We start from the raw sequence: 24516 nt of genomic DNA, 5'->3' as shown, positions 1-24516 counted from the left end.
CAGTTTATCCAAAGTACCAGACAAGTCCGTAGATGCAGAGCGCGATGACAACAGCCAGACCAAGGTAGTCCTGCAGTCGTCCGGTCTGTATCTTCGCTCCCGTCCTGCCGATATTACGCACCGTATACGCGGTGCCGTCCACAACGGTGTCTATCCCCTTGCGGTCGAACCAGGATGATCCGGCGGCGGAATCCATGAGCCAGCGCAGACCGATCACGCGATACACGGTGGTCCAGATGGAATCCGCCCAGGCAATGGGCCGGCAGACGAAACGCAGGCCCGAGTTGCCGATAAAACGGTAAAGCTTGTCGAAATCAAGGTTGCGGCCGTGGTGCGGCACGATGACCTTACGCATGATCCAGAATCCAGCTCCGGTGAATGCCAGCAGCATGGAAGCCTGCAGCAGGTGCCACTTGGTGTAGGGCACATAATCAACTTCGAAAGGCAGCAGCCGGTAAAGCATTTCGGGGTAAACGCCCTGAGCGAAGCAGAGAGTTGCTGCTATTCCCATGGCGACGAACATGTTCTTGGGAATCGGCTTCAGCTTGATGTCCGTCTTCGCCGGCTTATTCCAGAAGGCGAAGTACGGCAGCTTGATGCCGACCGAAAGGAACGTACCGACAGCGGCTATTTCAAGTCCGATTGCAAGCAGGGTGTGATGGGATTCCGCGGCTCCGGTAATGGTCATGGTCTTGCTTATGAATCCGTTGAAGAACGGCATACCGGAGATGGATACGGCCCCGACCATGTACAGAAGCATGACTACGGGCAGTTTGCCTACCAGCCCGCCGAGACGGTCAAGATCGGCGGAACCGACTGCGTAAAGCACGGTTCCAACACCCATGAACAGCAGTCCCTTATAGAGAATGTGGGCATAGGCATGGGCCACGGCCCCGTTGATGCACATGGCCGTGCCGATACCGATACCGGCAACCATGTAACCGACCTGCGATACAATGTGGTAGGAAAGGATGCGTCTGGCGTTGTTTTCCATGGACGCGTAAAGCACACCGTAGACAGCCATGATTGTTCCGGCCACGGCCAGGAAGTAGACCCCGGCAAATCCACGGGCGAGAACGTACACCGCCGTCTTGGTAGTGAATGCGCACATGAATACCGCGCCCGGAACAGTGGCTTCGGGATATGCGTCCGGAAGCCATGCATGCAGCGGAACAACCGCGGCGTTGACGCAGAATCCGGTGAGGATCAGCCAGTCATAGTACTGCATGGCATGCGGGTCCACAGGCAGAAAGGCGAAAGTACCTGTTTCGTGATACCGGAGCAGCAGTCCGCCGAGCAGGAAGAGCCCGCCGAGCATGTGGAACAGGAAGTACCGGAAACCGGCAGCCGAAGAAGTCTTCGTGCGGTGCAGCCAGACCAGAAAGGTCGAAGCCACGGCCATGAGTTCCCAGAACATGAACAGGGTCAGGTAATCGCCGGCAAAAACGCAGCCGAATGAACCCGCCACATAAAGGGCCGCTGCCGCATGGTGAGCCTTGTCATCCATGTGCAGGGCATAGATCATGCCGATCAGCGACTGGATGGCAAATACGTTGGCAAAGACCAGCGAAAGTTTGTCCACCCTGCCGAGTACAAGTACGTTGCCGAGATAGGGAAGAACCCCGAAATTACCCATGGTCGCGGTAAAGACAACCACTATGGCAATCACCGGCGGAATGAGCAGCAGCCATTTCCACTGCCTGCCCCGAAAGAACGGCAGGGCCACGGCCAGTGCTATAAAAGCCAGCGCGGGATGGAGAAAACCGTTAATTGTCATCGTCTTCCTCCGGACCTACGAGAAATGGTTGGATAAGGATCTTCATCAGGAAAACCATGCCCACGGATGATACCAGAGCGAAAATCTCCCAGAACCCCGGATAGATATCATAATGATACTCCGCGTGATGGGGATGAATGAAGAAGTTGAGGGCCACCAGCACGATCAGAAAAGCCACAAACAGGATTTTCCAGAACTTCAGATTTTCCGTGCGTTGGGTTTCAAACCAGTTTCCGAATTTGTTACTCATGGTGACTCTCCTTAGAATTTACCGAACACGTTGATGAAGTTCAGGAAAGTCTGGGGATAAAGTCCCAGCCAGACCGATATGAGGGCCGTGGTACACAGGGGAATGACCATGCACAGCGGAGCCTCGCTGTATTGCTCCAGATTCGCATCAGGGGCGGGAGCCTTGAAGAAGGCCCGGTAGACAATCGGTCCGAAGTATCCGGCGTTGAGCAGAGTACTGGCCAGCAGCGCGGCCAGAAGCCACCACTGACCGATACTTACGGCCCCTTTGACCAGATACCACTTGGTCGCGAACCCGCAGACCGGGGGAACCCCGATCATGGAAAGGGTCGCTATGGCAAACGCACCGAAAGTCCAGGGCATTCGCCGTCCGAGCCCGTCCATCAGACTGATTTTCTTGAGATGGGTGGCCACGTATATTGAACCGGCCCCGAAGAACAGGGTGATCTTGGAAAAGGCGTGGTGGGCGATGTGCATCAGCCCTCCCTGAACAGCGTCAGGGGTCAGCATGGCAACACCTATTATAATATAGGAAAGCTGGCTGACCGTGGAATAGGCCAGCCGCGCCTTGATATCGTCCTTGGTCAGGGCGATCAGCGAAGCGACCACAATGGTGAAGGCCGCCAGATATGCTGTCGGAAGCCCCAGCCCAAGTTTATCCATGAGGTCCACTCCGAAGCCGGAGAGTATCACTCTGGACACGGAGAACACACCGGCCTTAACAACCGCCACCGCATGCAGCAGAGCGGAAACCGGAGTCGCTGCGACCATGGCTGACGGCAGCCAGTTATGGAACGGCATGAGTGCGGCCTTGGCCAACCCTGCTATGTAGAGAACATAGGTGATTGTGACCAGTGTCGGATCGGCGTCTGCGGGGAAAATTCCCTGAGAAATGTCGCCGAGATGGAAATCGAGAGTACCGGCCAGCACGTAGGTAAGCACCATGGCCGGGAGCAGGAACAGCTTCGATGTACCCATCAGGTAAACCATGTATTTACGCGCCCCGTTGAAAGCTTCGTCATCCTGATGATGGGCGACCAGCGGGTAGGTGAATACAGAAATTACTTCATAGAACAGGTAGAGGGTGAATATGTTGCCGGAAAAGGCCACACCTTCCGCCCCGAAGATTGCTACCGCGAAGCAGAAATAATACCGGGTCTGCGCATGCTCGTTTAAAGTGCGCATGTAGCCGATGTTGTAGCTTGTGGCGAACACCCACAAAAACGATGCTATAAGTGCGAAGACGAAAGCAAGTCCGTCCGCCGCGAAGGAAACCGTCACACCCGGAAAAAGGGTGAACAGGGTATATGTTACGATACGTCCGGCCAGCACATCGGGGATCATGGAAGCGACCGATATGAAGGTAAGTATCCCGGCCCAGATGGATGCAGCCTCACGTTTGTTGATATTCTTCCTGAAAAACCAGATGAAGAACGGAGCGACAAAGGTGATGCAGATGGGGATCAGGACACGCGAACTGGTGATGAATTCTGTGCTAACTGTCATGAGATCACCCTTTCAGCCTTGATACTGCGTCTGTTTCGGCAGTTTTGAACCGCTTGACAACTACTACTATGATCGCCAGCACAAGAGTCGCCTCGGCTGCGGCCAGCCCCATGACGAAAAGTGCGGCAATCTGCCCTGCTCCGTTTCCCGGCGTTGTGAGCTGCGAAGCGGCGACTATGGACAGCCCCGCCCCGTTGAGCATCAACTCAACAGAAATAAGCATCCCGACAAGGGATTTGCGCCAGACAATCCCGTACAGTCCGATCGCCAGCAGCACCAGGGCCACCAGTTGATACATCAGAAGAGGACTCATTGAGCTTTCCCCCCTTTCTTTTCAAATGTCAGCAATACTGCCCCGGACATTGCCGCCAGCAGCACAACCGATATCAACTCGAATGCAACCGGGTAATCCTCCAGCAATCCCTTGCCGATCACTTTCAGCGGGATCTCCATGGGAATGCTGACCGATGCGGGCTGAAACTTTGCCAGTACAACACCGATCACGAAAACCGGGGCAATGAAAGTCAGAGCCGAAAGAGCGGCCTTGCCGGGTCTGCGCGTACCTGATTCAACCCCCTGGTCGTCAGCCCTGGTGAGCATGATGGCGAAGAAGATGAGCACGCATACCGCCCCCACATAGATAAGGATCTGCATGAAGGCCATAAACGGCGCCGCCATAAGCATATACATTCCGGCCACGCCGAGCAGGGAGGCAATAAGCCCTGCCATGGCCCGGATCAGACTATGGGCTCCCACGGCGGCACACCCGCCGCCGACTATCAGCAGCGCGTAGACAGCGAAAGCTATTTTTGCGAGCAGTTCCATCATGAGTCTTTCCTTGTTGAATTTTCAGATGGTTCAACAGCGGCTTCCTTTGCGGCTCCTGCCCGGTCTGCAAGCCTGGCTAGCAGGTCCATCTTGAAATCCTTGCGACTGAATCCCGTAAGATACACATTCGAAGAATAGCGCAGGGATTTGACAGGACAGTTTTCAACGCAGGATCCGCAAAGCGAACACAGGGAGAAATCGTACAGGAATTTGGCCGGTTCCTTTGGGGCCGAAGGCTTCTTGACCTTCTCCCCCCTTTCCTCCGCCTCTTTCATGGCCTGCAGTTCGGCCTCGGTGGGCTTCGGAGCCTTGGCCTTTACAACCGTTATGCATTTGCTGGGACATGCGGTAACGCACATCATGCAGGCTATGCACTTCGGCTTGTCAGGGGTCTTGGGCTTACCGATCAGCTCCAATGGGCCCCTGAACCCTTCAAGCTGGGCATCACTGACCGTGGCCCGCGGATAATGCAGGGTGACCTGCTTATCCATATAGTTCTTACCCGTGACCTTGAGCCCCACAATCAGGGACCACAACGAGGCCACGTTATCCCACACCTTTTTCATTGCACTCATATTCCACCGCCCTTTTAACCTGTGCTGCCTTCTGCAACCGGACCGGGATTTGTTAAGTCATCCCCCTGCCTGTCCGGACTCAATAAAGCTTCTCCACAGTTGACGTTGAATTTTTCTTAAAATGATTCCCCACTTCCGAAACCGATCATGCTCCGCAGCTTAAAGCTTGACCACAAAAGCAGTGATGAACAGATTCGCCAGAGCAAGGGGCATGAGCCACTTCCAGTTGATGTTCAAAAGCTGGTCAAACCGCACACGGGGGTAGGTCCAGCGCAGCCAGATCATAACCACCAGCAGCACGTAAACCTTGGCCAGGAACCACCATGAACCGTTAAAGAACGGTCCCTGCCATCCGCCGAGAAAGAGAGCCGCTGCCACGGAACAGACCACGATCATGTTCGCGTATTCGGCCAGGAAGAACATACCGAACCCCATACCGGAATACTCGGTATGGAACCCTGCGGTAAGTTCGCTTTCCGCTTCGGGCAGGTCAAAGGGCGCCCGGTTTGTTTCGCCGAGGGCACTGACAAAATAGATGATGAAAGCAAGCGGCTGCACAAAAGCGTTCCACTGCCAGGGCCAGCCTCCCTGCCCTTCAACCACCGTGCTCAGATTCAGGCTCCCGGTCATGAAGGCTATTGCCAGCACCGAAAGCAGCAGGGGAATCTCATAGGCAACGGATTGGGCCACCGCCCTTGCCGCACCGAGAATCCCCCATTTGTTGTTAGAACCCCAGCCTGCCAGACATAGGGCGAGGACATTCAGGCCGGAGAAGGCCAGAATGAGAAGCAGGCCGAGGTTCATTTCCATTCCGGTCGCAATGGGACCGAAAGGGATGGGGAGGAAGAGAAGCAACACCGGAAGAAAGGAAAGAACCGGTGCCGCCCAGAAGAGCAGCTTGTCCGCTCCTGTCGGAGTAAACAGCTGTTTTCCGATAAGTTTGGCTGCGTCGGCCAGAGGCTGGAGTATTCCATGCGGACCGACTTCATACGGCCCGGGCCTGCGCTGGACATGCCCGGCGATTTTACGCTCAAGGTAGACCAGTACCAGCCCGTTCAGGCCCACAAATGCAGCAACCGCCACCAGTGCGATGAGCAGTTTAACGAGTTCAACGGGAATTTGAGACATTTGAAACTCCTGTCTACCTGTCGATTTCGGGTATTACCATGTCCAGACTGCCGAGAATGGCGACTGCATCTGCCAGCATTGTTCCTTTCGCACATTCGGCGAACAGGGACAGGTTGGAAAATCCTGGTGCGCGCAGCTTGATCCGGTACGGATTCTTGCTGCCGTCGCTTACCACGTGAACCCCGACCTTGCCCCGGGCGCCTTCGGTGGAAAAATAGGCTTCACCTACCGGAGGTTTCCATGTCGGTTTCGGGGCTTTCTTGATTATATGTTCACCTTCGGGAATCTGATCCAGAGCCTGCTCGACTATCCTCAGGCTCTGCTTGATTTCGTCCATGCGAACCATGTAGCGGGCCATTGAATCAGCCTCGTGATATACCGGCACTTCCCAGTCGAAACGGTCATAGATGGAATAAGGTTCCGCAACGCGGGTATCGAACTTGACCCCGGCCCCGCGGACAACAGGTCCGCTTGCACCGTAACGGGTGCACATGGCCTCATCCATGTAACCGATCTCTTCAATGCGTTTACGCAGAATCACGTTGTCCGTGACCAGATCTTTGTACATGGGCAACCGGTCACGCAGACGCTTGATGAAAATTCTGCATTTGTCCGCAAACCCGTCGTCCAGATCGTGCACGACACCGCCGAAACGGAAATTGCTGTACGTGAGCCTTGCACCGGTAACCTTCTGCATCATATCCAGAAGGTATTCGCGATCATCAAACGCATACATGATGGGAGTAAAGGCTCCGAGGTCAAGCAGATATGCTCCCCACCAGATCAGATGCGAGGAAATGCGGTTCAATTCCGTAGTGATTACCCGGATGAATTCCGCGCGTTCGGGAACCTCGATTCCGGCCAGCTTTTCCACCGCACCCACATAGGCATGGTTCCAGGCCAGCGGGTGCAGATAGTCCACCCGACCCATATTGGGCATGAACTGCACCCAGGTCTTGGTTTCGGCCATTTTTTCGTGCATGCGATGCAGGTAGCCCAGAACCGGCTCGGCGCGGACAATATACTCGCCGTCAAGTTCCAGAATGACCCGCAAAACTCCATGAGTGGAAGGATGCTGCGGCCCCATGTTCAGAATCATGGTATGTTCATCCGCACCCTTCTCGAAATGATTGGTATAGAAATCACCTTCAAGAAATGTATTCATAACAGCCTGCCGTGTTGAAAGTGATGCGCTGCGCGCTGTTGATTGATGTTGAAGGAACCTGAGTTCGGATCAAAAACCCCATCCTGACGTTCATACAGAACGATCTTTCCCGCACGTAAGGTTTCATGAAGGGTCACTGTTCCTGCCCCTCTGCCTGTTCAGGGGCGGGCTCTTCCTTGTCGAAAAGGTTGAAGCCGTCAGCCTTGAAAACAATTTCACCCGGACTAAGCACTTCCTTCAGGGCCTTGCGGGAACTGTCATCCTTCAGCAGCACCCCGCAGGGAATTTCAGGATCTAGAAGCAGCGGAAGGAGGTTGGGATGTCCGCTGAACTCCAGTCCATGGAAATCCCGGCACTCTCTTTCGTGCCAGTCCGCTCCCTGAAAAACGGATGAAATGGACGGTATTTTCGCCTCGTCCCGCGAGACCATGACCCGGTGGGCTATGCGCCCGGATTTTGTGAAATGGGCATAATGATAAGTGACCAGAAGACCTTCCGTCACATCCACGGCATCAATATTTTCCAGATGATACCCCTGCTGAAGCATTGCTTCTGCAGCCTCGACAATATCATCGGCAAGAAGAAAAACATTGAAATTAACCCCTGAAACAGCCGGATTACCCTTGCCAACCATCAGCGGACTGACCGGTAGATTGAAATCTTTCCCCATCATTACGCACGCTCCTTCTTCAGGGATTCCGGAACCGGCCACCAGCGTTTTCCGGTCACCTTTTCCTGAATCTGGAACAACCCTTCAAGCAGGGCCTCCGGACGAGGCGGACAGCCGGGAACATAAACGTCGACCGGAATGAGGTTGTCCACTCCTTCCACAATTCCGTACTGTCCCTTGAATTTGAAAGGACCGCCGGAAATTGCACAGTTGCCCAGAGCCAGAACCCACTTCGGAGCGGGCATCTGCTCGTACAGTCTGACAACAGCCGGAGCCATTTTCTTGGTTACCGTACCGGCAACGATCATCAGGTCGGCCTGACGGGCGGAAGGACGAAAGACCTCGGCGCCGAAACGGGCCATATCAAAACGGGCCATCCCGCAGGCCATCATCTCGATGGCGCAGCAGGCCAGCCCGAAAGTCATGGGCCAAAGCGACATCGACCGACAGATATTCATGGCGTCTTCGGCCAGTTCGAGGCGGACAATTCCGTCCTCGACCACGTGCCCACTGGGTGTCAGGAAATCTTGCGGGGCCATGTGAACACTCCTTTTTTCCAGAAGTAGATGATTGCGACAGCAAGAACGGACAGGAAGCCGGCAACCTCTATAAAAGCGTAGAGGCCGTCAGCTTCCGGATACCAGGTGGCTACCGGGAAGAGGTAAAGAACGTCGACATCAAAGGCCAGAAACAGCAAAGCATAAACGTAATAGCTTATGCCGAACTGATTCCATGCCCTGCCGTGCGGACGCATGCCGCACTCAAAAGGCATGCCCATGTCCCCGCCTTTGGCCCTGGGAGCCACAAGAGCGGACAGGATCAACGGCCCACCGGCAAAAAGTAGCCCTCCTATGAGAAACAGGAAGACGGCAAACTGCAGCCAGGAAAAAACCATCCTTTCACCTCTCTTATTTTTAAAAAATTAGTAACACGAAAAGAATACTTATATCATTTTAGTTTTACAAACAACCAAAACCTAGGGAACACATTGAATTCAGGAAAAATATTTTTAATCAAACATATCTCACCGGTCATTTGTAGTGTCAAGAAACCGGACCGCAGAAGTCGCTTCGATTAGTGATAAAACTGTTGTCAGTTCAATATATCACATTCTTTTGGAGTGAAAATTCAAACTATTACGGAAAAGAAATATATGTTTGAAAAATTTGAACCCTTTTTAACATATATTACAGCTTCTACAAGGGCATTTTCCCCGAAAAAAGTTGACACACTATAGACAAATGCATGCTCGATTCTTTTATGACGGGGTTTAGGAGTTAGTAATTTTTTTCACAAAAAAATTTTTCCAGTAGATAGGCGTATCAATTCGACACAACCGACCGGACCGGTTCAATTCTACCCATAACTATCCACAAAAAAAGTGTTTCCTCCTGAATCAGGAAGAAACACTCTCAATAACGCCCGACAGTGCGGCGACAAATGGATACAGTGAAAAAACAGCCTCCGATCAATCCTCCGAGGAATAAAACCCGTATTTCCTGTCTGCCCTCTCCTTCACCCTGTACATGGCATCATCCGCCAGTTTGATCAGTTCATGGGCATCACCGGCGTCCTGGGGAAACCGGCTGATTCCTATTGATGCCCCGACCTTGCACCTTTCTCCATCAAAGCAAAACGGTTTATCCAGACAGGTAATAAAATCTTCCGCAATCATGGTTATGCTGGCCCGGTCACCGGGTCTTTCCAGCAGCACGCAGAATTCATCCCCGCCCAACCGGGCAAGGGTATCCGAAGCACGCAGCCTTGCCTTAAGCCTGTTGGCCACACGCCCAAGCAGAAGGTCCCCGGCATGGTGACCATAGCTGTCATTTATTTTCTTAAAATCATTCAAATCTATGAACAGCAAGGCGACCTGTTCGTTGTAACGTCCGGCATTGGCAATGGATTTGTGCAGCCGGTCAAAAAACAGGTAGCGGTTGGGAATACCGGTTAGAGCATCAAGGGTAGCTTTTTCCTGAAGCTCAAGTTCACAGGCTTTTCGATGGGAAATATCCTCTATCACTCCTTCCACATAGAATTCACCGTGTTCTTCAAAAAGCCTGCTGCTCTCTGAAATCCAGATCAGCGATCCGTCCTTTCGCCGGACCTGCAGCTCATAATCCTTGAGTCCCCTTTCACGCATCAGGTCTTCAATGTACCGCTTCCGTTCTTCAGGATCGGCAATTGTCCCGGTCGAGGTTGTACATTCAATTACATCTTCCGGAGAATCATAACCCAGAATACGGGAAAGAGCAGGGTTCACCTCCTCGAACTTACCGGCAAGTTCGGAGCGGAAAATGCCCTCCACCGCATTCTCAAACAGGTTGCGATATTTTTCCTCGGCCTTGCGCAGGGCGTTCTCTATACAGATACGCTGTTCTATCTCCTTCTCCAGAAGGTCCTTCTGATGCTTGAGCTCAAGAAAAACTCCGACCTTTCCGCGCAGAATTGCCGGTTCTATCGGACGGGTGAGAAAATCTACTGCTCCGGCCTCGTATCCCATCCGGGCATAGGACGGATCCTTGTAAATTGAAGTAAGAAAAATTATCGGAACAAGTCGGCAGCGCTCAATCTGTTTTATCTGTCGCGCAGTGTCGTAACCGTCCATTTCCGGCATCTGAACATCAAGAAGAATAAGTGCGAAATCATGATTTCTGCTTAATTCAACAGCTTCTCTGCCGCCAAGAGCTTTAAAAATCTCAAGAGAATCCAGCCGCAACAGTTTCTCAAGCAGAGTAAGATTCACTGCATTATCATCAACAATCAGTATTTTGAGAGATTTTTCCATACACTGCTGAATAATACAATTCTTTGAAAGTATAAACCCTCGCAGAATGTTTTTTAAGAATTGGAAATGGTTTTTTACCTGTTGTTTTATCTTTGTTTTCAAGCTAGTTATACTTATAACTATAATTTTGTTCCATTGTCGGAGGAATAGATGAAACAATCCGGGCATTACACAGTAACAGGCGGAGCCGGTTTTCTGGGGTCCAGACTCTGTGAGAAACTCCTTGAGCTTGGACATGAAGTCCTGTGCGTGGACAATTTCTATACCGGACGCAAATCCAATATTGTCGGGTTGCTGGACAGCCCCTACTTCGAAATGATGCGGCACGATGTAACTTTTCCTCTTTACGTTGAGACGGATAACATATTCAACCTGGCCTGTCCGGCATCCCCTATTCACTATCAGTTTGACCCTGTGCAGACCACCAAGACATCAGTTCACGGGGCCATCAACATGCTGGGACTGGCCAAAAGGGTCAAAGCAAGAATATTCCAGGCATCCACATCGGAAGTATATGGAGATCCGGCCTGCCATCCGCAGACCGAGGACTACTGGGGCAACGTGAATCCCATCGGTCTCCGGGCCTGCTATGATGAAGGAAAACGCTGCGCCGAAACCCTTTTCTTCGACTACCACCGGCAGCACGGGGTACCCATCAAGGTCGCGCGCATATTCAATACATATGGGCCCCGCATGGCTGTTGACGATGGCCGCGTGGTCTCGAATTTCATTGTCCAGGCCCTGCGCGGAGACCCGATAACAATTTACGGTGACGGTTCTCAGACCCGCTCGTTCTGCTACATTGACGACCTGATAGATGCATTCATCCGGGTAATGGACACCGATGATTCGTTCACCGGCCCCATAAACCTCGGCAACCCGACAGAATTTACAATAAAAGCCCTTGCGGAAACGGTTATAGATATGACCGGTTCCTCTTCCAGACTTGTCTACCGCCCGCTGCCGGAAAACGATCCGACCCAGCGCCGACCGGATATATCTCTGGCCAGAAAAGTGTTGGAATGGGAACCTTCAACACCTCTGAAAAAAGGATTGAAGCCGACTATAGAATATTTTGACCGTATACTCGCAGAATAGACAGACACTTAAAAATTAGAAAAACGAAATAAGTCCGGACAGTTGAAAGCTGCCGGACTTTTTTTCACTGAATCAAGACTTTTAAAATATCAAACTGACACAAATTATATATTAGACATATGGAAAACGCATGCATATAAGTTCTTCAACAAGACACGGAAAGGAATCCGGGAAAATCGAAAGGAATGTCGATATAGAACCGACAGACATTCAAAAAGGATATTCGGTTCACCGGACAATAATATATTTCACTCACACTCTTTTGTTCCTTCCCAGAACAAACATCCTTTCTTCCAGACGGCAACCGGGGGGTTTGGCGCAACCTGACCCGAACGCCGCAAGCCCCGTTGGCAAGGATTTCACCCCCTTGACCAGCGGGGCTTTTCTTATCCCCTCTCTACGTTACAAAACGGTTATCTTTGCTCCTCGACCTTGACTTTTCCTGTGCTGACAGGCTTTTTGTATTCCATGCAAAATCTTTCAGCCGCATTACTGCCCCGAACGAAAACGGCAATATGAACTTTCCGAGAATTGATTCAAAAGGACTGGCAAGATTCCTCCGATACGGATGTGTAGGCGGCGGAACATTTCTGCTTGATCTCGGCCTGCTTTACATCTTCACTTCCTGCCTGGGCTTATCTCCGGTTATCGCAGCCGGTCCGACCTTCCTCATTGCGGTATCAATCAACTACCTTATAAGCAGAAAAATGGTTTTCAAAGGCAGCTCACGACCTTTGAAACACGGGTACCTCGGTTTCCTGCTGATTGCGGGGACAGGACTTGTGATCGTAACCGGCGGCATGCTTATTCTTGTGAATTTTCTGCACTGGCAGTACCTTATATCGCGGGTGGCTGTTTCATTAATCACCGGCATGTGGAATTATCTGCTGAATCTGTACGTCAATTTCCGGGTAGCCGGCAGGCACATCTGAAAGCTAGATAGACCTTGCAGCAATACGCTTGTCTTCTTTCCAATCCGAGACTACCATCGCGCAAATCCCAACATGCGATTCATCAAATGAGCTTTCTAACAGATTTCATAGACTTCCTGAGCGCACTGGTCCGCAGGCACCGGCTCAAAAAAAACAACCGAATGGTCGTCATTCGCGGTTCATGCAACATGTGCGGAAACTGTTGTCGGGGCATCAGTCTTTACATTGACGGGAAATGGCTCAAAAAAGAAAAGCAGTTCTCGAAAATGCAGGGCAAATACTCATATCTGCGGCGCTTTGAAATATGCGGACGAACCGATTCCGGACTGCTGAAATTCAGGTGCACTTGCCTCAGCAATGACGGCACATGCAATGACTACGAAAACCGCCCGGAATTATGCAAAAATTTTCCTGCACCATCAATCTATCTTATGGACGGATACCTTCCCGACGGCTGCAGCTTCCGCATGTCAACGGAGACGGATTTCGAAAAAATCCTTGAACATGCCATAAAAGATACAGCAGGTTTCAAGGCCGTTCCCTGCTCCGACAAAAAAAAGTCCGGGTTTTCCGGCAGCTAATTCGCTTTTTCGCTCTCGGAACCATTGCTTTTTTACCGTCTCGGATGCATTTTAAAGCCGTTGTGTTTCAATAGCATCTTTTACTAACATTTTGGCCTATCTGGAGTCTGAATGTCCAAGGAAATGATTATTGAATTCGGTCCCGGCAAGACGGTGTCGGCAGCTTCCGATGGCTTCACCATTGTGACAGACCTGCCGGACTCTCTCGGCGGGGATGGTTCAGCACCCACTCCCATGAATCTGTTCATGGCTTCACTGGCAACCTGTGCAGCTCATTTTGCCAGAAACTTCTGCGAAAGCAGATCAATATCCATGGATGGAATGGGAATGAAGGTCGAATACACTGCGGACCCTGAAACCAAACAACTGACCAAATTCAACTACCAGTTGACGCTGCCGGAAGGGTTTCCCGAAAAATACAAGGCGGCTCTGCTCCGCGCAGTGGATATGTGTCCGATCAAAAAACAGCTGCTCACTCCCCCATCTTTTAATCTGGAAATCGTCTAACTGCCGATTTCGACCATCCGCAGGCAGTTCCTGCGGATCACCTGAAAAGGTATGAAAAAGAGCGCTCTGATCATCAATGGTCGGGGCGCTCTTTTGTACAATATGCCAAGATCGTACAATACGTTTTCCCGCAATGGAAATAAGCAGGGTTCATAACACATCAACAATCCCCAAAAAGGAGAATTACCATGATCAGTGATGAATTTGCCATGCTTGTTTCAAACGGTTGCGTGGAAACTGTGGACGGTCCCATATTCTGCACGGAACTTGACTGGAATCCCCACGCCGCGTTTGAAGGGGTTGCGCTCAAGCATATTGTCACCGGAGAAAACACAGCTGGTCAGCTGAGTTGCCACATCGTCAGAATAGAACCGGGCTGCGTTCTTGAATCGCACACCCACGACCCTCAATGGGAACTGCACGAAGTAATCAAAGGAAGCGGGGTTGCCACTGTTTCAGGCAAAGAATCAGATTATCATCCGGGAAAATCGTCGGTTATACCTTCCGGGCAGACCCATAAAGTGCAGGCCGGAGACGAAGGGCTCATCCTGCTTGCCAAGTTTTTCCCGGCCCTGCTATAAAAAATCATGTCCGATAAAAGCGAAAAAATCATTTTTTCCGAACCTGAAGGTCTTCCGCAGGTCAGCGCAGTACAGGCCTGGAACATAGCCAACCGTTTCCCGCGCCATGTTCACACAGGCTACATATTCACCTGTATCGACCGGGGTAGACGCAAAATGAAATTCGCTGCCGAAACCGTAATGTTCAATGCCGGGGAGATGTGCATACTTCCCCCCGGCACGTCTCACAACTGCGAATCGATTTCAGGAGATACTTTCGGTCCGCACTCATACCGGGCGCTGTGTGTTTCTGCAGGATACATGAAGCAGCTAGCAGAAGAAATCACCGGCCGCCCCGGCATACTTCCCGGTTTCAGCCCCGCAGACACCCATAAAAACTTCGACCGGGAGTCGTTTGATATTTTTTTCAGCCTGCTTGAATGCGGCGGAGAAATCATGGAAAGGGACATCGCCCTTAGGGAATTCCTGTATCATGCCATACTGAACCTGAGCACAGGCAATTTTGTTCCCGAAGAGGCCGGAAATCAGCAACAGGCTTTGGAAAGAGTCCGCAACCATATTCAGACAAATTTCCGGGAAAGGACAACTCTGTCCGACCTGGCCCGCACGGGATGCATCAGCCCGTTTTATTTACAGAAACTTTTTGTGAAGCATTATGGGGTGTCTCCGCAGGAATTGCTCATAAACTGCAGAATCAGGGAAGCGGAAAAACTGCTGCAGCAGGGAATTCCACCGGCGGAAGCCGCTGTTGATTCAGGCTTTGCGGACCAAAGTCATTTTTCCCGCCATTTTAAAAAAATAAACGGAATATCGCCGGGACGTTTTATTAATGACAACTGTGTTCGGGACAAAAACCAATAGACCTAATCTATCAAAAAACCACACATCCAGCAGAGCTTTAAATAGTGATGTGTTTTTGAGCACTGCGTGTTGACATCGGAGAGATGAAGGCTATCCTTTATGTAAACCAACATCAAAAGGAGACATTTAATGCTCAAGATCACAGATAAAGCAAAAGAAGTGCTTGATCAGCATTTTGCAGAAAAGGAAAAAGAACCCATTCGTATATACGTAGCCTCGGCATGCAGCGGAACCCGCCTTGCTCTCGGCATAGACAGCGCAAAGGATGGAGATGAAACCATCGCTCTTGAAGGTTACGACTTCGTAATCGACAAAGAACTTCTGGAACAGGCCAAACCGCTGGAAATCGACCTGACCCCGATGGGAATCGAAATCTCCTCTTCCATGGTCTTTGAACAGACCCCCGGAAGCTGCGGAAGCTGCTGCGGCGGATGCAGTTAAAAAGTATTTCGAAATACAGGAAGAAACAGGCCGGAATCTTATGATCCCGGCCTGTTTCTTTTTCATATATTTTAAATGGTAACAGTAAATGAGGCTCACCGGGACGTATTGTTTTTCACCATGACAGCCGGACTCCGGTATGATAAAGGCTGTCCATGATTTTCAAAAAATTTATCTGTCTTTTCCTGCTTGCGGCATCCATCTCAATCAGCGGATGCTCCTCTCTACTTGTCCCTGTTCAAATTTCACCTTACACGAACAGGGTTGACGAAATTCTCAAGACATCGGGCAGCAACAGACCGCAACTTGAAAAATTCCTGACCGGCTTTGATTCACCGGAAAAAAAACAGGCCGCGCAATTCATTGCAGCCAACCTTCCTCCCTGCGACAGGGCCGGACTCTCATCCGGTCTGCTGACGGATAACCTTGAATACGCTTTCCTTGCCAGGGCGACCACTCCTTGGGGAAAAGATGTTCCGTGGTCGGACTTTCTGCACTATGTGCTCCCCCACCGGGTAAGTCAGGAAAAGGCTGTCGAGTGGCGCAAACCGTTCTATACAGAACTGCTGCCCGTAGTATCAAAATGCAATTCGATGGAAGAAGCGGTACTGGCGGTAAACCGCTGGTGCTTTTCCAAGACAGGATTCAAATCAACCCAACGCTGGGATCAGAATCCACTGATGACAATCAACCGGGGCTGGGGAAGATGCGAAGAAGCGGTCATCCTCACGGTCTGCGCACTGCGCAGCGTTGGGATTCCGGCAAGACAGGCGATGGTCCCGGCATGGCAGCACTCCAACGACAATCACACCTGGACAGAAGTTAAAATCGGCGGGAAATGGCACTACATTGAATCCGCAAACCCCGACTACGGACTGGACCACGCATGGTTCAGCGGATCGGCCCGCAAGGCCCCACTGGTTATCTCATACGCATACGGCCAGCTTACCAATCCCGAAGAACCTATTCTGAAACGCACTTTCGGCTGCACACTGCTCAATACCACGGCCCGCTACGCTCCTGTTTCCAGAACTACAATTGCGGTCCGCGACAATTCCGGTAAGCCGGTACCTGAAACGGCTGTTTTCTTCTCAGTATTCAATTACGGCAGCTTCTCACCGGTTGCCGTTAAAACAACGGATGCGGAAGGCAAAACGGACATCCTGCTTGGTCCCGGATCGGTTCTCGTCTCTGCGGCGCAGGGCAATGCTTCGGCATATACGGGTTCAACATGGATTCCCGGAGAACAGAAAAAACGGGACAACATCCTGCTTTCACTAACCCCGGAGAATAAGCCCGAGGGGAATATTCTCTTCCGTTTCGACTATAATGATTCCCAGGCAGCCTCAGCCCCCCCGGTAAATTCCGAAGGGGCTAAGAAAGCAACCGAGGACACACTGAAGAAATCAAGATTGGACCGGTTACAGGGAATGAAGGATGCCGCATCCAGATTCAACCCGGACCTAGGCCCGCAAATAGCGCTGGCCGGCTTGAATGTTCCCCAGATACTTCTGGCGCTGAATACATGTCCGACACAGTTTTTACCGGAACTGAAAGCCGAAATTAAAGCACTTGCTCCTGCCGATCTTATCTGCGCAACCGGCAGTGAGCTGGTTTCAAATACAGTTTTAGCAGTACAATCAAGAGCGGAAGCTGAAGACGCAGGGCTCAATTACAACGACAAAATATTCAACGAATATGTCCTTAATCCCCGAATAATGTATGAGCAGATGCGTCCCTGGCGCAGTGTTCTGCACACGGAATTCAACTTTGACAAAGGTAAAAAAATTGCTCATATTCTTGCTGAGATCGGAAAAACTGCCAAAAATCTGGACAGTTCTCCACGTGGGCCTCTAGGCAGCAGCCTTTCCCCATTGGGAGTATATGAATCCGGTACAGCGTCCAACAACTCCGAAATCTGTCTTTTTGCCACAGCTGCAATGCGTGCGGCAGGAATCCCGGCCCGCTATCTGGACGAACAGGGGTGGACAGAATATTTCGATGGAAAAGACTGGCAGCCGTTTTATCCGCAATCCCCGGAACTAACCGGCAACCGCAATGCCACCGATGAAAGCAGATCCTACTATTCACCATGGCAGACCATAAAATTCCGGCTCCCGGGATACGGCAAAGAGGACAAGCATGCCCGTTATTTCAGGGATTTTACCGTATCAAGACTGTACGGACGCAAGTTTTTCAGAATTCTCGAAAAAACAATAAACGGACAACTGGATGAAAAAAACAATATCTGGGAAATAAGTGTTCCCACTGGAGAAAACTACCTGATCAGTGCCAGGCGAAATAACAAAAATGAACCGAACATATCGGTAATTAAAATTATCCAAGCACCAATCGGCACATTAAATCGCCAGAACACAACGAGAAAGTGAGTACTCCGCTTGCCTGAAAAAGAGATATAACGTATCGAGTAGCGATAATGCCTGAAGAATTCAAAACTCAAACAGAGATAAAAAAAGAACACGCCGATGATAATCCGGAGAAAAAAGAAAATAGGCAGGGCGGATTGACCCGACAGGACACATTCATCGCGGACGTTTCAGAACTCAACCCGGCATCATCCTTTATAAAATTTCTGAACTTTCTGCCTGACCCGGCCTTGGTCATCAACAGGGACGGTGTTGTTGTTGCATGGAATCCGGCTCTTGAAGAACTATCCGGCATACAGGCTGATGAGGTAGTGGGTAAAGGCCATTTTGAACACGTCAAGGTCATTCACGGCTATCGCTCTCCCGGACTTGTGGATATGGTCTGCGGATGCACGGAAGTCGGCCAGATAGAATACGAAGCCATAAGCAGACGCGGCAATTCGCTGGCGGCAGAAATCAGAATAGAAAATCTCGGGGACAGAAAAAGCACCAACCTATGGGTTCAGGCTGCGCCTATTTTGGACAAGGCCGGCAGAATCATCGGAGCAATCGAATCACTTCGCGACATATCGGCACGCAAACAGACCGAGAACATAAACACAATACTCTACAATATTTCCAATTCTCTTAATAAGGCCTCCGACACATCCGAACTGCTCCACCTGGTCCACAACAGCCTGAAAAAATTCGTCGAAGCGGACAACTTCTTTGTGGCACTTTACAACAGGGAACAGCAGCGGTTCTATTTTCCGTACTACAAGGATGAGCTGGATTTCATTTCACCGGACAACACTCTCTCGGTTGCTGACGGCAAAAGTCTGAGCCTGCAGGTCATCAAAGCGGGACGTCCTCTCCTGCTTGACGAAAACGAACTCAGTGAAAAAAGGGTCAACACGGACAAAGTAGAATCGGCCGCAAAATCCTGGCTGGGTGTGCCGCTGAAATATCAGGGTGAAATTATGGGCGTAATGTCCATACAGTCCTACAGCAGGCGGTATGCGTACAACAATCAGGACATAGACATGATGGTGGCCATTTCCGAGCAGGTTGCCGCAGCGCTCCAGCGAAGCCAGACGGAATCGGCCCTTCTTGAGAGCGAAAAAAAATTCCGGTCTGTTTTCGAAAACGCTACCGTAGCTATCTTTCAGTTTTCGCGTAAGGGAAGAATCCTTATAGCCAATCCGGCCATGGCTTCCATTATGGGATACGGCAATGTGGATGAAATGATTGCCGAACGCCCTTCTGTATTCGATTATGTGTATAACCGCAGGAATCATTTCAAAATCCTGAGAAAACTGATCGCCGACGGTTCCATAAACGGGATGAGCGCCAGAGTAAGACACAGGTACGGAGAGGAAAAATGGATAACAATCAACGTACGGGCGCTGTTCGACAAAGACGGAAAACCGGAAATATATACAGGATCGGCTTTTGACTGCACGCCCCAGATCGTTGCGGAAAGAAAAATTTTTCGCCATAAATCCAGATTCATGCAGCTTTTCGAAAGCTCGCCCCAGGCTATAGCTCTCACTGATTCCAAGGGAAACGTGGTCGACATCAACAAGGCGTTTACCAGACTCTTCGGCTACACCACGGGAGAAATGGCCCCCTGCTGCAACAACTTATGCCCTGAAGGAAACGGAAGCATCAGGACAAATCTGAAAAAGATTCTGGCCGGAGAGACCTTCAGAACCGAAGCCCTGCGCCGGGCCAGAGACGGAAGCCTGGTACCGGTTTCCATACTCGGGTACCCTTTCATCTATGATGATGAAATCTCAGGCACATTCGTCATCTACGATGATATTTCACAGCGCAAGGAATATGAGCGGCAGCTTTCGCATCAGTCATTGCACGACGCTCTTACAGGGCTGCCCAACCGATCCTTTTTCCTGAAACGCCTTGAGCAGACAGTAAACCTCTCTCGGATGAATGCATCACACAACTTTGCCGTCCTGATGCTCGATATAGATATGTTCAAGCGCATTAACGACAGTCTTGGACACCATGCCGGGGACTCACTTCTCGTAAAGGTTGCAGAGCGGATAAATAACTGTGTGCGCAGCTCAGACACTGTTGCCCGTATGGGCGGAGATGAGTTTGCCGTGCTCATAGACGGATTCAGTACTCCGCAGCAGGTCATCCAGATAATCAGGGCAATCAGAAATGAAATATGCAAACCAGTTGCCATTGCCTCCAAGGAAATAGTCATAAGTTCAAGCATCGGAATTGTCTTCAAGACATCCAGCTATGAACAGCCGGAACACATTGTCCGGGATGCCGACATCAGCATGTACAAGGCCAAGGAACTGGGGGTAAACAAATTCAAGGTCTTCAACAAGGCCATGTATGAAAAGGCCCTCCAAAGCCTGATCGTTGAAACCGAGATCCGTCAGGGAATTCCAGAAAAAGAATTTTTTCCATATTTTCAACCTATCTACTGTCTGCGCTCCCGCAGACTGGCCGGTTTTGAAGCTCTGGTCCGCTGGAACCATCCGGAACGGGGGTTTCTGACCCCCAATCACATCATTCCCGTTGCAGAGGAAACAGGGCTCATCGTCGAACTGGACAGACTGATACTGCTTGAAGCGTGTAAAAGCCTCTCGCAATGGATGCGGCTGTATCCGGGTACGGATGATCTGTTCCTGACCGCAAACCTTTCGCCAAGCCAGTTATCCAAACCGGACCTTGCAGAATCAATAAAATCGATCATTGACCAGACCGGTGTATCACCGAAGAGCATCAAGCTCGAAATTACCGAATCAGCCATTATGGAACGCACGGCGACATCGATCCACAATCTTAAAAAGATTGAGGAAATGGGCATAAGACTCGCTGTGGACGACTTCGGTACCGGGTACTCTTCGCTGGCACAATTGCAGCGTTTTCCGGCATCCACGGTCAAAGTGGACCGCTCATTTGTCTGCCGCATGGCCGAAGACCACGAATCTCTGGAAATAGTCCGCGCCATCAATGCACTCGGCCACAGCCTGAACATGGACGTAATTGCCGAGGGAGTCGAAACCAGACAGCAACTGCTGCTTTTAAACGAAATCGGCTGCGACTGCGTACAGGGATTCTACTTCGACAAACCACAGGGAAAAGAAGACGCCGGAAAACTGGTCAAAATGCGCTCGGACGGATTCTGCCCCCCCGGTCTTACTTCCATCTGACCACCTGCCTCCCCCCGCCATCCAACGTATAACTGAATTCTCCTATCGCCGTATCACGACTATTAAACGATACGTCTTGTTAGTGCATGTATTTGCGTGTATGTTTCAACGCACTGCATACTGTCATTACAGGAGAAACAATGAAACGTACTATTTCCGCACTGGTAAAGAACAGGCCCGGCGTTCTGGCCGAATCATCAGCCGCCTTTCAGGACCATAAGATCAACATAACTTCCATTTCATGCGGAGAAACAGAAAACATGGATGTTTCACGCATGGTCATCTGCGCAGAAGGAAGTGAAGAAGACATAACAAAAGTCACGCACGAGCTTGCGGAAATGGACTTTGTCATCAAGCTTGACGACCTTGAACGCAGGGAATTTGTCGACCGCGAACTTGTCCTTATCAAAGTCGATGTCGACAAGGACAATATGTCCCAGATAATGCAGATTTTCGAAGTATTCAGAGCGGACGTTGTGGGCATGGGCCAAAAGACCATTACGGTTGAACTGAGCGGCGACCAGGAAAGAGTGGAAGGACTGATCAAAATCCTGCAACCCTTCGGAATAAGAAGCATGTGCCGAACCGGTATGATAGCCCTGAAACGCGGTGACGACTGAACCGGGACATCCAGTAATCCTGCCGAAAACAAATCATGAAACGGAATCTCCCGAACTGGAAGGTGCGCCCATGACCATTACCTCGCTGGCCGGAATAATCGAACATGTTCGCAGGGACACAAAGAAGCCCAGAGTAGCCATTGCCCCCTGTGCAGAGGAATTCGTTATTCGCTCCGCGCTGACGGCGTGTGCCGAAGGCATTGCGGAACCTATCTTTATCGGCAACAGGGAAAAAGCCATTAAAGTTGCGGCAGAGCACGACCTGAACATTGACGGCTATGAATTTCACGAAGAAAACGATGACCAGACCGCTGTTTCAATGGCCGTAAGATTTTTCAGGGAAGGCCGGGCCGACCTGATCATGAAAGGATTGATCAGCACCAGCGTGGTTCTAAAAGCGATCCTGAACAAACAGACCGGAGTACCCATCAGAGGAATAATCAGTCTGGTAACGGTCTTCGAAGCTCCGTCCGCAGGGAAACTGGTACTGATGACCGATGCCGGGGTAAATATCAAACCAAACCTGCAGCGCAAGGCGGACATACTGCGCAATGCGCTAGACGTGGCCCGTAAGCTGGGCATAGAAAAACCAAGGGCGGCAATACTGGCTGCAACGGAAAAGGTGAATTATCCGGCCATGCCTGCCACACTTGATGCAGACATACTTGCCAAAATGGGCGCAGAAGGAGCATTCGGCGATGCCAGGGTGGCCGGTCCGCTTGCTCTGGATATTGCAATATCCAGCACGGCGGCGGCCTGCAAAGGGGTGGACAGCCCGGTTGCAGGAGCGGCCGACATACTGCTTACCCCGGACATTGAGAGCGGAAATATTCTCTACAAGGCTCTGACCACAATAGCCGGAAAAACAATGGCCAGCGTGGTCGTCGGCAGTGATGTTCCCATAGTGGTTTCATCCCGCGGTGATTCGGACAGTTCCAAATTTCATTCCATCGCTCTGGCCTGCTATCTGGCAGGCTGCTGACCAGACAAGGGCACCGGAGGCATGAATCAGGCATGCCCGGAGGAAAGAATAAGCCAGATTCCGGAACCGATCAGCAAAAGCCCCAGCATGGAGGAAACCGTGACGGCCTCGCTGTAAATCAACGCTCCAAGCGGGACAAGACAGGCCATGACCACTCCGTTCACGATCATGGGCAGGGAATTTACATTGGCCCCGGACTTATATGTCAGAAGGACACCCACTTCTATGCCGAACACAGCCAGCCCCAAAACAGCCACCGGCCAGTTTCTCAGGCTGAACACCTCCCCTACTTCTATGCGACCGGTCTGGAAATACAATCCGGCAAGGCTGAAAAGCATGGCTATGCCGTAGGCCGCAGCCAGCGAACCGAAGACGGACCCGCCGGAGGCGAGACTTTTCTGGGCGATATGATATACAACTGTTGAGGCGACAGCTATCGCCAGGGAACCGTATAATGCAGACATTTCAATTTCCTTTTATCATCTTCTGGAAAACGCAACAGAACTGTTGCCAAAAACTACGTAATAAGCCGTAATAGCTGGGTTGTGTTTACGGATACTCCCGTCGGTATATTATGACCACTGAAAGGTATTCATCATCTGTATGAGCAAAACTAATCTGTCCAGCCTGGACCTCAACCTTCTGGTGATACTCGACCGGATATACACGGAACGTAGTCTTACCCAGGCCGGAAAAAGACTTTTCATGACCCAGTCGGCGGTGAGTCACGCCCTGGCCAAACTCCGCGATCACTTTGGAGACCGCCTGTTCATACGCAGGGGCAACAGAATGGACCCTACTCCGCTGTGTACAACCCTGCATAAGCGGATTTCATCGTCCCTTGCAGACATCATGCAGTCACTGGACGACCGGGGATACTTCAATCCGGCAACGTCACAGCGCACCTTCTGCATGGGACTAAGCGACTATCTGTGCAGACTCCTGCTTCCATCAATCCTCACTATCATCTCCAAGGAAGCTCCTGACATATCAATCCGCATAATCCAGACCACGGACGAACAACGCGCAGAACAGCTGAAAGAGGGAAAACTTGACCTGTTTCTTGGCTGCCAGCGGGACTACGGTTCCGGGATTATGCGCGAAAAGCTCTTTGAAGACAGTGAGGTCTGCATAGTGCGCAAGGATCATCCGGTAAAAGGGGAATACATGACGGAAGCAGAGCTTGCCTCCTGTAATTTCGTAGCGTTATCTCTTTCGGAGTCAGGATTGGGATTTCTTGAGGATTTCTTATACCGCAAGGGGGTGCAACGGCAGATTAAAGTGGTTGTCCAGCAGGAAACAGTTATTCCGGCTCTTGTTGAGAACAGTGACCTTGTAGGCAGTCTGGCAGAACGGCTGGCCCTGATGCATGCGGACAGCGGTAATATCAGAATTGTGCGCCTGCCGCTGGAAAATACCGGATTCAATATCTTCCAGCACTGGCATTCATTAAATAACGATGAACCGGCCCACAAATGGCTGCGTTCCATCATAAAAAAAGCTGCGGAAACTCTTCCGCAACCGAAATGAATTAAACCTCAGGCAATGCATTTCCTTGGAAGGAATCATAGATTTCTCATAAAAAAGGCATCACCATGTTTTTATAAACACAGTCTGCTTGCAGTAGCACCCTTTTTTTAATATCTTTAACATAACTGTCAGACATAGAA

General features: G+C 50.8%; 25 protein-coding genes. 12 read left to right on the top strand and 13 right to left on the bottom strand.

Annotation, left to right across the window (positions count from 1 at the left end):
- Positions 1-4: 4 nt before the first annotated feature.
- From ACKU4E_RS01445 to ACKU4E_RS01390, 12 genes are all read right to left on the bottom strand, one after another.
- Positions 5-1777: a Na(+)/H(+) antiporter subunit D gene (locus ACKU4E_RS01445; RefSeq protein ID WP_320169310.1), complete on the bottom strand. Its 1773-nt coding sequence runs from the start codon at positions 1775-1777 to the stop codon at positions 5-7.
- A complete protein-coding gene (locus ACKU4E_RS01440) occupies positions 1767-2027 on the bottom strand; it encodes a hypothetical protein (RefSeq protein ID WP_320169309.1) in 261 nt (86 codons plus the stop codon). The genes ACKU4E_RS01445 and ACKU4E_RS01440 overlap by 11 nt, the downstream gene beginning before the upstream one ends.
- Positions 2028-2038: 11 nt before the next feature.
- Positions 2039-3532, bottom strand: a complete 1494-nt coding sequence (locus tag ACKU4E_RS01435) for a monovalent cation/H+ antiporter subunit D family protein (RefSeq protein ID WP_320169308.1) — start codon at positions 3530-3532, stop codon at positions 2039-2041.
- A gap of 4 nt (positions 3533-3536) precedes the next feature.
- A complete protein-coding gene (nuoK, locus tag ACKU4E_RS01430) occupies positions 3537-3845 on the bottom strand; it encodes an NADH-quinone oxidoreductase subunit NuoK (RefSeq protein WP_320169307.1) in 309 nt (102 codons plus the stop codon).
- On the bottom strand, positions 3842-4357 hold the full coding sequence (locus ACKU4E_RS01425) for an NADH-quinone oxidoreductase subunit J (RefSeq protein WP_407944122.1): 516 nt from the start codon (positions 4355-4357) through the stop codon (positions 3842-3844). Before ACKU4E_RS01425 ends, nuoK begins: the two co-directional genes overlap by 4 nt.
- Positions 4357-4935 (bottom strand): 4Fe-4S binding protein, encoded by a 579-nt coding sequence (locus ACKU4E_RS01420; RefSeq protein ID WP_320169305.1) that lies wholly within the window; start codon positions 4933-4935, stop codon positions 4357-4359. Before ACKU4E_RS01420 ends, ACKU4E_RS01425 begins: the two co-directional genes overlap by 1 nt.
- A gap of 159 nt (positions 4936-5094) precedes the next feature.
- On the bottom strand, positions 5095-6063 hold the full coding sequence (gene nuoH / locus ACKU4E_RS01415; protein WP_320169304.1) for an NADH-quinone oxidoreductase subunit NuoH: 969 nt from the start codon (positions 6061-6063) through the stop codon (positions 5095-5097).
- A gap of 13 nt (positions 6064-6076) precedes the next feature.
- Complete coding sequence (locus ACKU4E_RS01410; protein ID WP_320169303.1) at positions 6077-7228, bottom strand: NADH-quinone oxidoreductase subunit D; 1152 nt, start codon at positions 7226-7228, stop codon at positions 6077-6079.
- A 133-nt stretch (positions 7229-7361) separates the two neighbouring features.
- The gene (locus ACKU4E_RS01405; RefSeq protein ID WP_320169302.1) at positions 7362-7901 is read right to left on the bottom strand and encodes an NADH-quinone oxidoreductase subunit C; all 540 of its coding nucleotides are present in this window, start codon (positions 7899-7901) and stop codon (positions 7362-7364) included.
- Complete coding sequence (locus ACKU4E_RS01400; protein WP_320169301.1) at positions 7901-8437, bottom strand: NADH-quinone oxidoreductase subunit NuoB; 537 nt, start codon at positions 8435-8437, stop codon at positions 7901-7903. Before ACKU4E_RS01400 ends, ACKU4E_RS01405 begins: the two co-directional genes overlap by 1 nt.
- Entirely contained in the window at positions 8416-8793 is a 378-nt protein-coding gene (locus tag ACKU4E_RS01395; protein ID WP_320169300.1) for an NADH-quinone oxidoreductase subunit A, read from the bottom strand. Before ACKU4E_RS01395 ends, ACKU4E_RS01400 begins: the two co-directional genes overlap by 22 nt.
- Before the next feature lie 573 nt (positions 8794-9366).
- A complete protein-coding gene (locus tag ACKU4E_RS01390) occupies positions 9367-10686 on the bottom strand; it encodes a diguanylate cyclase domain-containing protein (protein ID WP_320169299.1) in 1320 nt (439 codons plus the stop codon).
- 150 nt (positions 10687-10836) lie between these two features.
- Between ACKU4E_RS01390 and ACKU4E_RS01385 the strand changes: the two genes are divergently transcribed.
- The 11 genes from ACKU4E_RS01385 to ACKU4E_RS01335 all read left to right on the top strand — a co-directional run bounded on the left by ACKU4E_RS01385 (position 10837) and on the right by ACKU4E_RS01335 (position 22846).
- Complete coding sequence (locus ACKU4E_RS01385; RefSeq protein ID WP_320169298.1) at positions 10837-11784, top strand: UDP-glucuronic acid decarboxylase family protein; 948 nt, start codon at positions 10837-10839, stop codon at positions 11782-11784.
- Positions 11785-12299: 515 nt separating this feature from the next.
- Positions 12300-12716: a GtrA family protein gene (locus ACKU4E_RS01380; protein WP_320169297.1), complete on the top strand. Its 417-nt coding sequence runs from the start codon at positions 12300-12302 to the stop codon at positions 12714-12716.
- An 86-nt stretch (positions 12717-12802) separates the two neighbouring features.
- Positions 12803-13297, top strand: a complete 495-nt coding sequence (locus ACKU4E_RS01375; RefSeq protein ID WP_320169296.1) for a YkgJ family cysteine cluster protein — start codon at positions 12803-12805, stop codon at positions 13295-13297.
- A gap of 111 nt (positions 13298-13408) precedes the next feature.
- On the top strand, positions 13409-13804 hold the full coding sequence (locus ACKU4E_RS01370) for an OsmC family protein (protein ID WP_320169295.1): 396 nt from the start codon (positions 13409-13411) through the stop codon (positions 13802-13804).
- A 188-nt stretch (positions 13805-13992) separates the two neighbouring features.
- Entirely contained in the window at positions 13993-14385 is a 393-nt protein-coding gene (locus ACKU4E_RS01365) for a cupin domain-containing protein (protein WP_320169294.1), read from the top strand.
- A gap of 6 nt (positions 14386-14391) precedes the next feature.
- Positions 14392-15246 (top strand): AraC family transcriptional regulator, encoded by an 855-nt coding sequence (locus tag ACKU4E_RS01360; RefSeq protein ID WP_320169293.1) that lies wholly within the window; start codon positions 14392-14394, stop codon positions 15244-15246.
- A gap of 129 nt (positions 15247-15375) precedes the next feature.
- A complete protein-coding gene (locus ACKU4E_RS01355) occupies positions 15376-15687 on the top strand; it encodes an iron-sulfur cluster biosynthesis family protein (protein WP_320169292.1) in 312 nt (103 codons plus the stop codon).
- A 155-nt stretch (positions 15688-15842) separates the two neighbouring features.
- Entirely contained in the window at positions 15843-18077 is a 2235-nt protein-coding gene (locus tag ACKU4E_RS01350; protein ID WP_320169291.1) for a transglutaminase domain-containing protein, read from the top strand.
- Between the two features lie 47 nt (positions 18078-18124).
- Positions 18125-21244: an EAL domain-containing protein gene (locus ACKU4E_RS01345; protein WP_320169290.1), complete on the top strand. Its 3120-nt coding sequence runs from the start codon at positions 18125-18127 to the stop codon at positions 21242-21244.
- A gap of 140 nt (positions 21245-21384) precedes the next feature.
- Positions 21385-21864 carry an acetolactate synthase small subunit gene (gene ilvN / locus ACKU4E_RS01340; protein WP_320169289.1) on the top strand — a complete coding sequence of 160 codons (480 nt, stop codon included), beginning with the start codon at positions 21385-21387 and terminating at the stop codon, positions 21862-21864.
- Between the two features lie 70 nt (positions 21865-21934).
- The gene (locus tag ACKU4E_RS01335) at positions 21935-22846 is read left to right on the top strand and encodes a phosphate acyltransferase (protein WP_320172602.1); all 912 of its coding nucleotides are present in this window, start codon (positions 21935-21937) and stop codon (positions 22844-22846) included.
- Positions 22847-22872: 26 nt separating this feature from the next.
- Here the strand turns inward: ACKU4E_RS01335 and ACKU4E_RS01330 are convergent, their stop codons facing one another.
- The gene (locus tag ACKU4E_RS01330) at positions 22873-23310 is read right to left on the bottom strand and encodes a hypothetical protein (RefSeq protein WP_320169288.1); all 438 of its coding nucleotides are present in this window, start codon (positions 23308-23310) and stop codon (positions 22873-22875) included.
- A gap of 139 nt (positions 23311-23449) precedes the next feature.
- On the opposite strand from ACKU4E_RS01330, the gene ACKU4E_RS01325 reads away from it, so the two are divergent.
- On the top strand, positions 23450-24376 hold the full coding sequence (locus ACKU4E_RS01325; protein ID WP_320169287.1) for a LysR family transcriptional regulator: 927 nt from the start codon (positions 23450-23452) through the stop codon (positions 24374-24376).
- Positions 24377-24516: the final 140 nt, after the last annotated feature.

The organism is Maridesulfovibrio sp. (genome assembly GCF_963677005.1).
Lineage (GTDB): Bacteria > Desulfobacterota > Desulfovibrionia > Desulfovibrionales > Desulfovibrionaceae > Maridesulfovibrio.
The sequence above is the reverse complement of the archived record's forward strand: the minus strand, read 5'-3'. Positions and strand labels throughout refer to the sequence as shown.

Excerpts from the sequence above, each read along its gene's own strand:
- ACKU4E_RS01445 (WP_320169310.1), bottom strand. The coding sequence starts at position 1,777 with ATGACAATTAACGGTTTTCTCCATCCCGCGCTGGCTTTTATAGCACTG.
- ACKU4E_RS01440 (WP_320169309.1), bottom strand. The coding sequence starts at position 2,027 with ATGAGTAACAAATTCGGAAACTGGTTTGAAACCCAACGCACGGAAAAT.
- ACKU4E_RS01435 (WP_320169308.1), bottom strand. The coding sequence starts at position 3,532 with ATGACAGTTAGCACAGAATTCATCACCAGTTCGCGTGTCCTGATCCCC.
- nuoK (WP_320169307.1), bottom strand. The coding sequence starts at position 3,845 with ATGAGTCCTCTTCTGATGTATCAACTGGTGGCCCTGGTGCTGCTGGCG.
- ACKU4E_RS01425 (WP_407944122.1), bottom strand. The coding sequence starts at position 4,357 with ATGGAACTGCTCGCAAAAATAGCTTTCGCTGTCTACGCGCTGCTGATA.
- ACKU4E_RS01420 (WP_320169305.1), bottom strand. The coding sequence starts at position 4,935 with ATGAGTGCAATGAAAAAGGTGTGGGATAACGTGGCCTCGTTGTGGTCC.
- nuoH (WP_320169304.1), bottom strand. The coding sequence starts at position 6,063 with ATGTCTCAAATTCCCGTTGAACTCGTTAAACTGCTCATCGCACTGGTG.
- ACKU4E_RS01410 (WP_320169303.1), bottom strand. The coding sequence starts at position 7,228 with ATGAATACATTTCTTGAAGGTGATTTCTATACCAATCATTTCGAGAAG.
- ACKU4E_RS01405 (WP_320169302.1), bottom strand. The coding sequence starts at position 7,901 with ATGATGGGGAAAGATTTCAATCTACCGGTCAGTCCGCTGATGGTTGGC.
- ACKU4E_RS01400 (WP_320169301.1), bottom strand. The coding sequence starts at position 8,437 with ATGGCCCCGCAAGATTTCCTGACACCCAGTGGGCACGTGGTCGAGGAC.
- ACKU4E_RS01395 (WP_320169300.1), bottom strand. The coding sequence starts at position 8,793 with ATGGTTTTTTCCTGGCTGCAGTTTGCCGTCTTCCTGTTTCTCATAGGA.
- ACKU4E_RS01390 (WP_320169299.1), bottom strand. The coding sequence starts at position 10,686 with ATGGAAAAATCTCTCAAAATACTGATTGTTGATGATAATGCAGTGAAT.
- ACKU4E_RS01385 (WP_320169298.1), top strand. The coding sequence starts at position 10,837 with ATGAAACAATCCGGGCATTACACAGTAACAGGCGGAGCCGGTTTTCTG.
- ACKU4E_RS01380 (WP_320169297.1), top strand. The coding sequence starts at position 12,300 with ATGAACTTTCCGAGAATTGATTCAAAAGGACTGGCAAGATTCCTCCGA.
- ACKU4E_RS01375 (WP_320169296.1), top strand. The coding sequence starts at position 12,803 with ATGAGCTTTCTAACAGATTTCATAGACTTCCTGAGCGCACTGGTCCGC.
- ACKU4E_RS01370 (WP_320169295.1), top strand. The coding sequence starts at position 13,409 with ATGTCCAAGGAAATGATTATTGAATTCGGTCCCGGCAAGACGGTGTCG.
- ACKU4E_RS01365 (WP_320169294.1), top strand. The coding sequence starts at position 13,993 with ATGATCAGTGATGAATTTGCCATGCTTGTTTCAAACGGTTGCGTGGAA.
- ACKU4E_RS01360 (WP_320169293.1), top strand. The coding sequence starts at position 14,392 with ATGTCCGATAAAAGCGAAAAAATCATTTTTTCCGAACCTGAAGGTCTT.
- ACKU4E_RS01355 (WP_320169292.1), top strand. The coding sequence starts at position 15,376 with ATGCTCAAGATCACAGATAAAGCAAAAGAAGTGCTTGATCAGCATTTT.
- ACKU4E_RS01350 (WP_320169291.1), top strand. The coding sequence starts at position 15,843 with ATGATTTTCAAAAAATTTATCTGTCTTTTCCTGCTTGCGGCATCCATC.
- ACKU4E_RS01345 (WP_320169290.1), top strand. The coding sequence starts at position 18,125 with ATGCCTGAAGAATTCAAAACTCAAACAGAGATAAAAAAAGAACACGCC.
- ilvN (WP_320169289.1), top strand. The coding sequence starts at position 21,385 with ATGAAACGTACTATTTCCGCACTGGTAAAGAACAGGCCCGGCGTTCTG.
- ACKU4E_RS01335 (WP_320172602.1), top strand. The coding sequence starts at position 21,935 with ATGACCATTACCTCGCTGGCCGGAATAATCGAACATGTTCGCAGGGAC.
- ACKU4E_RS01330 (WP_320169288.1), bottom strand. The coding sequence starts at position 23,310 with ATGTCTGCATTATACGGTTCCCTGGCGATAGCTGTCGCCTCAACAGTT.
- ACKU4E_RS01325 (WP_320169287.1), top strand. The coding sequence starts at position 23,450 with ATGAGCAAAACTAATCTGTCCAGCCTGGACCTCAACCTTCTGGTGATA.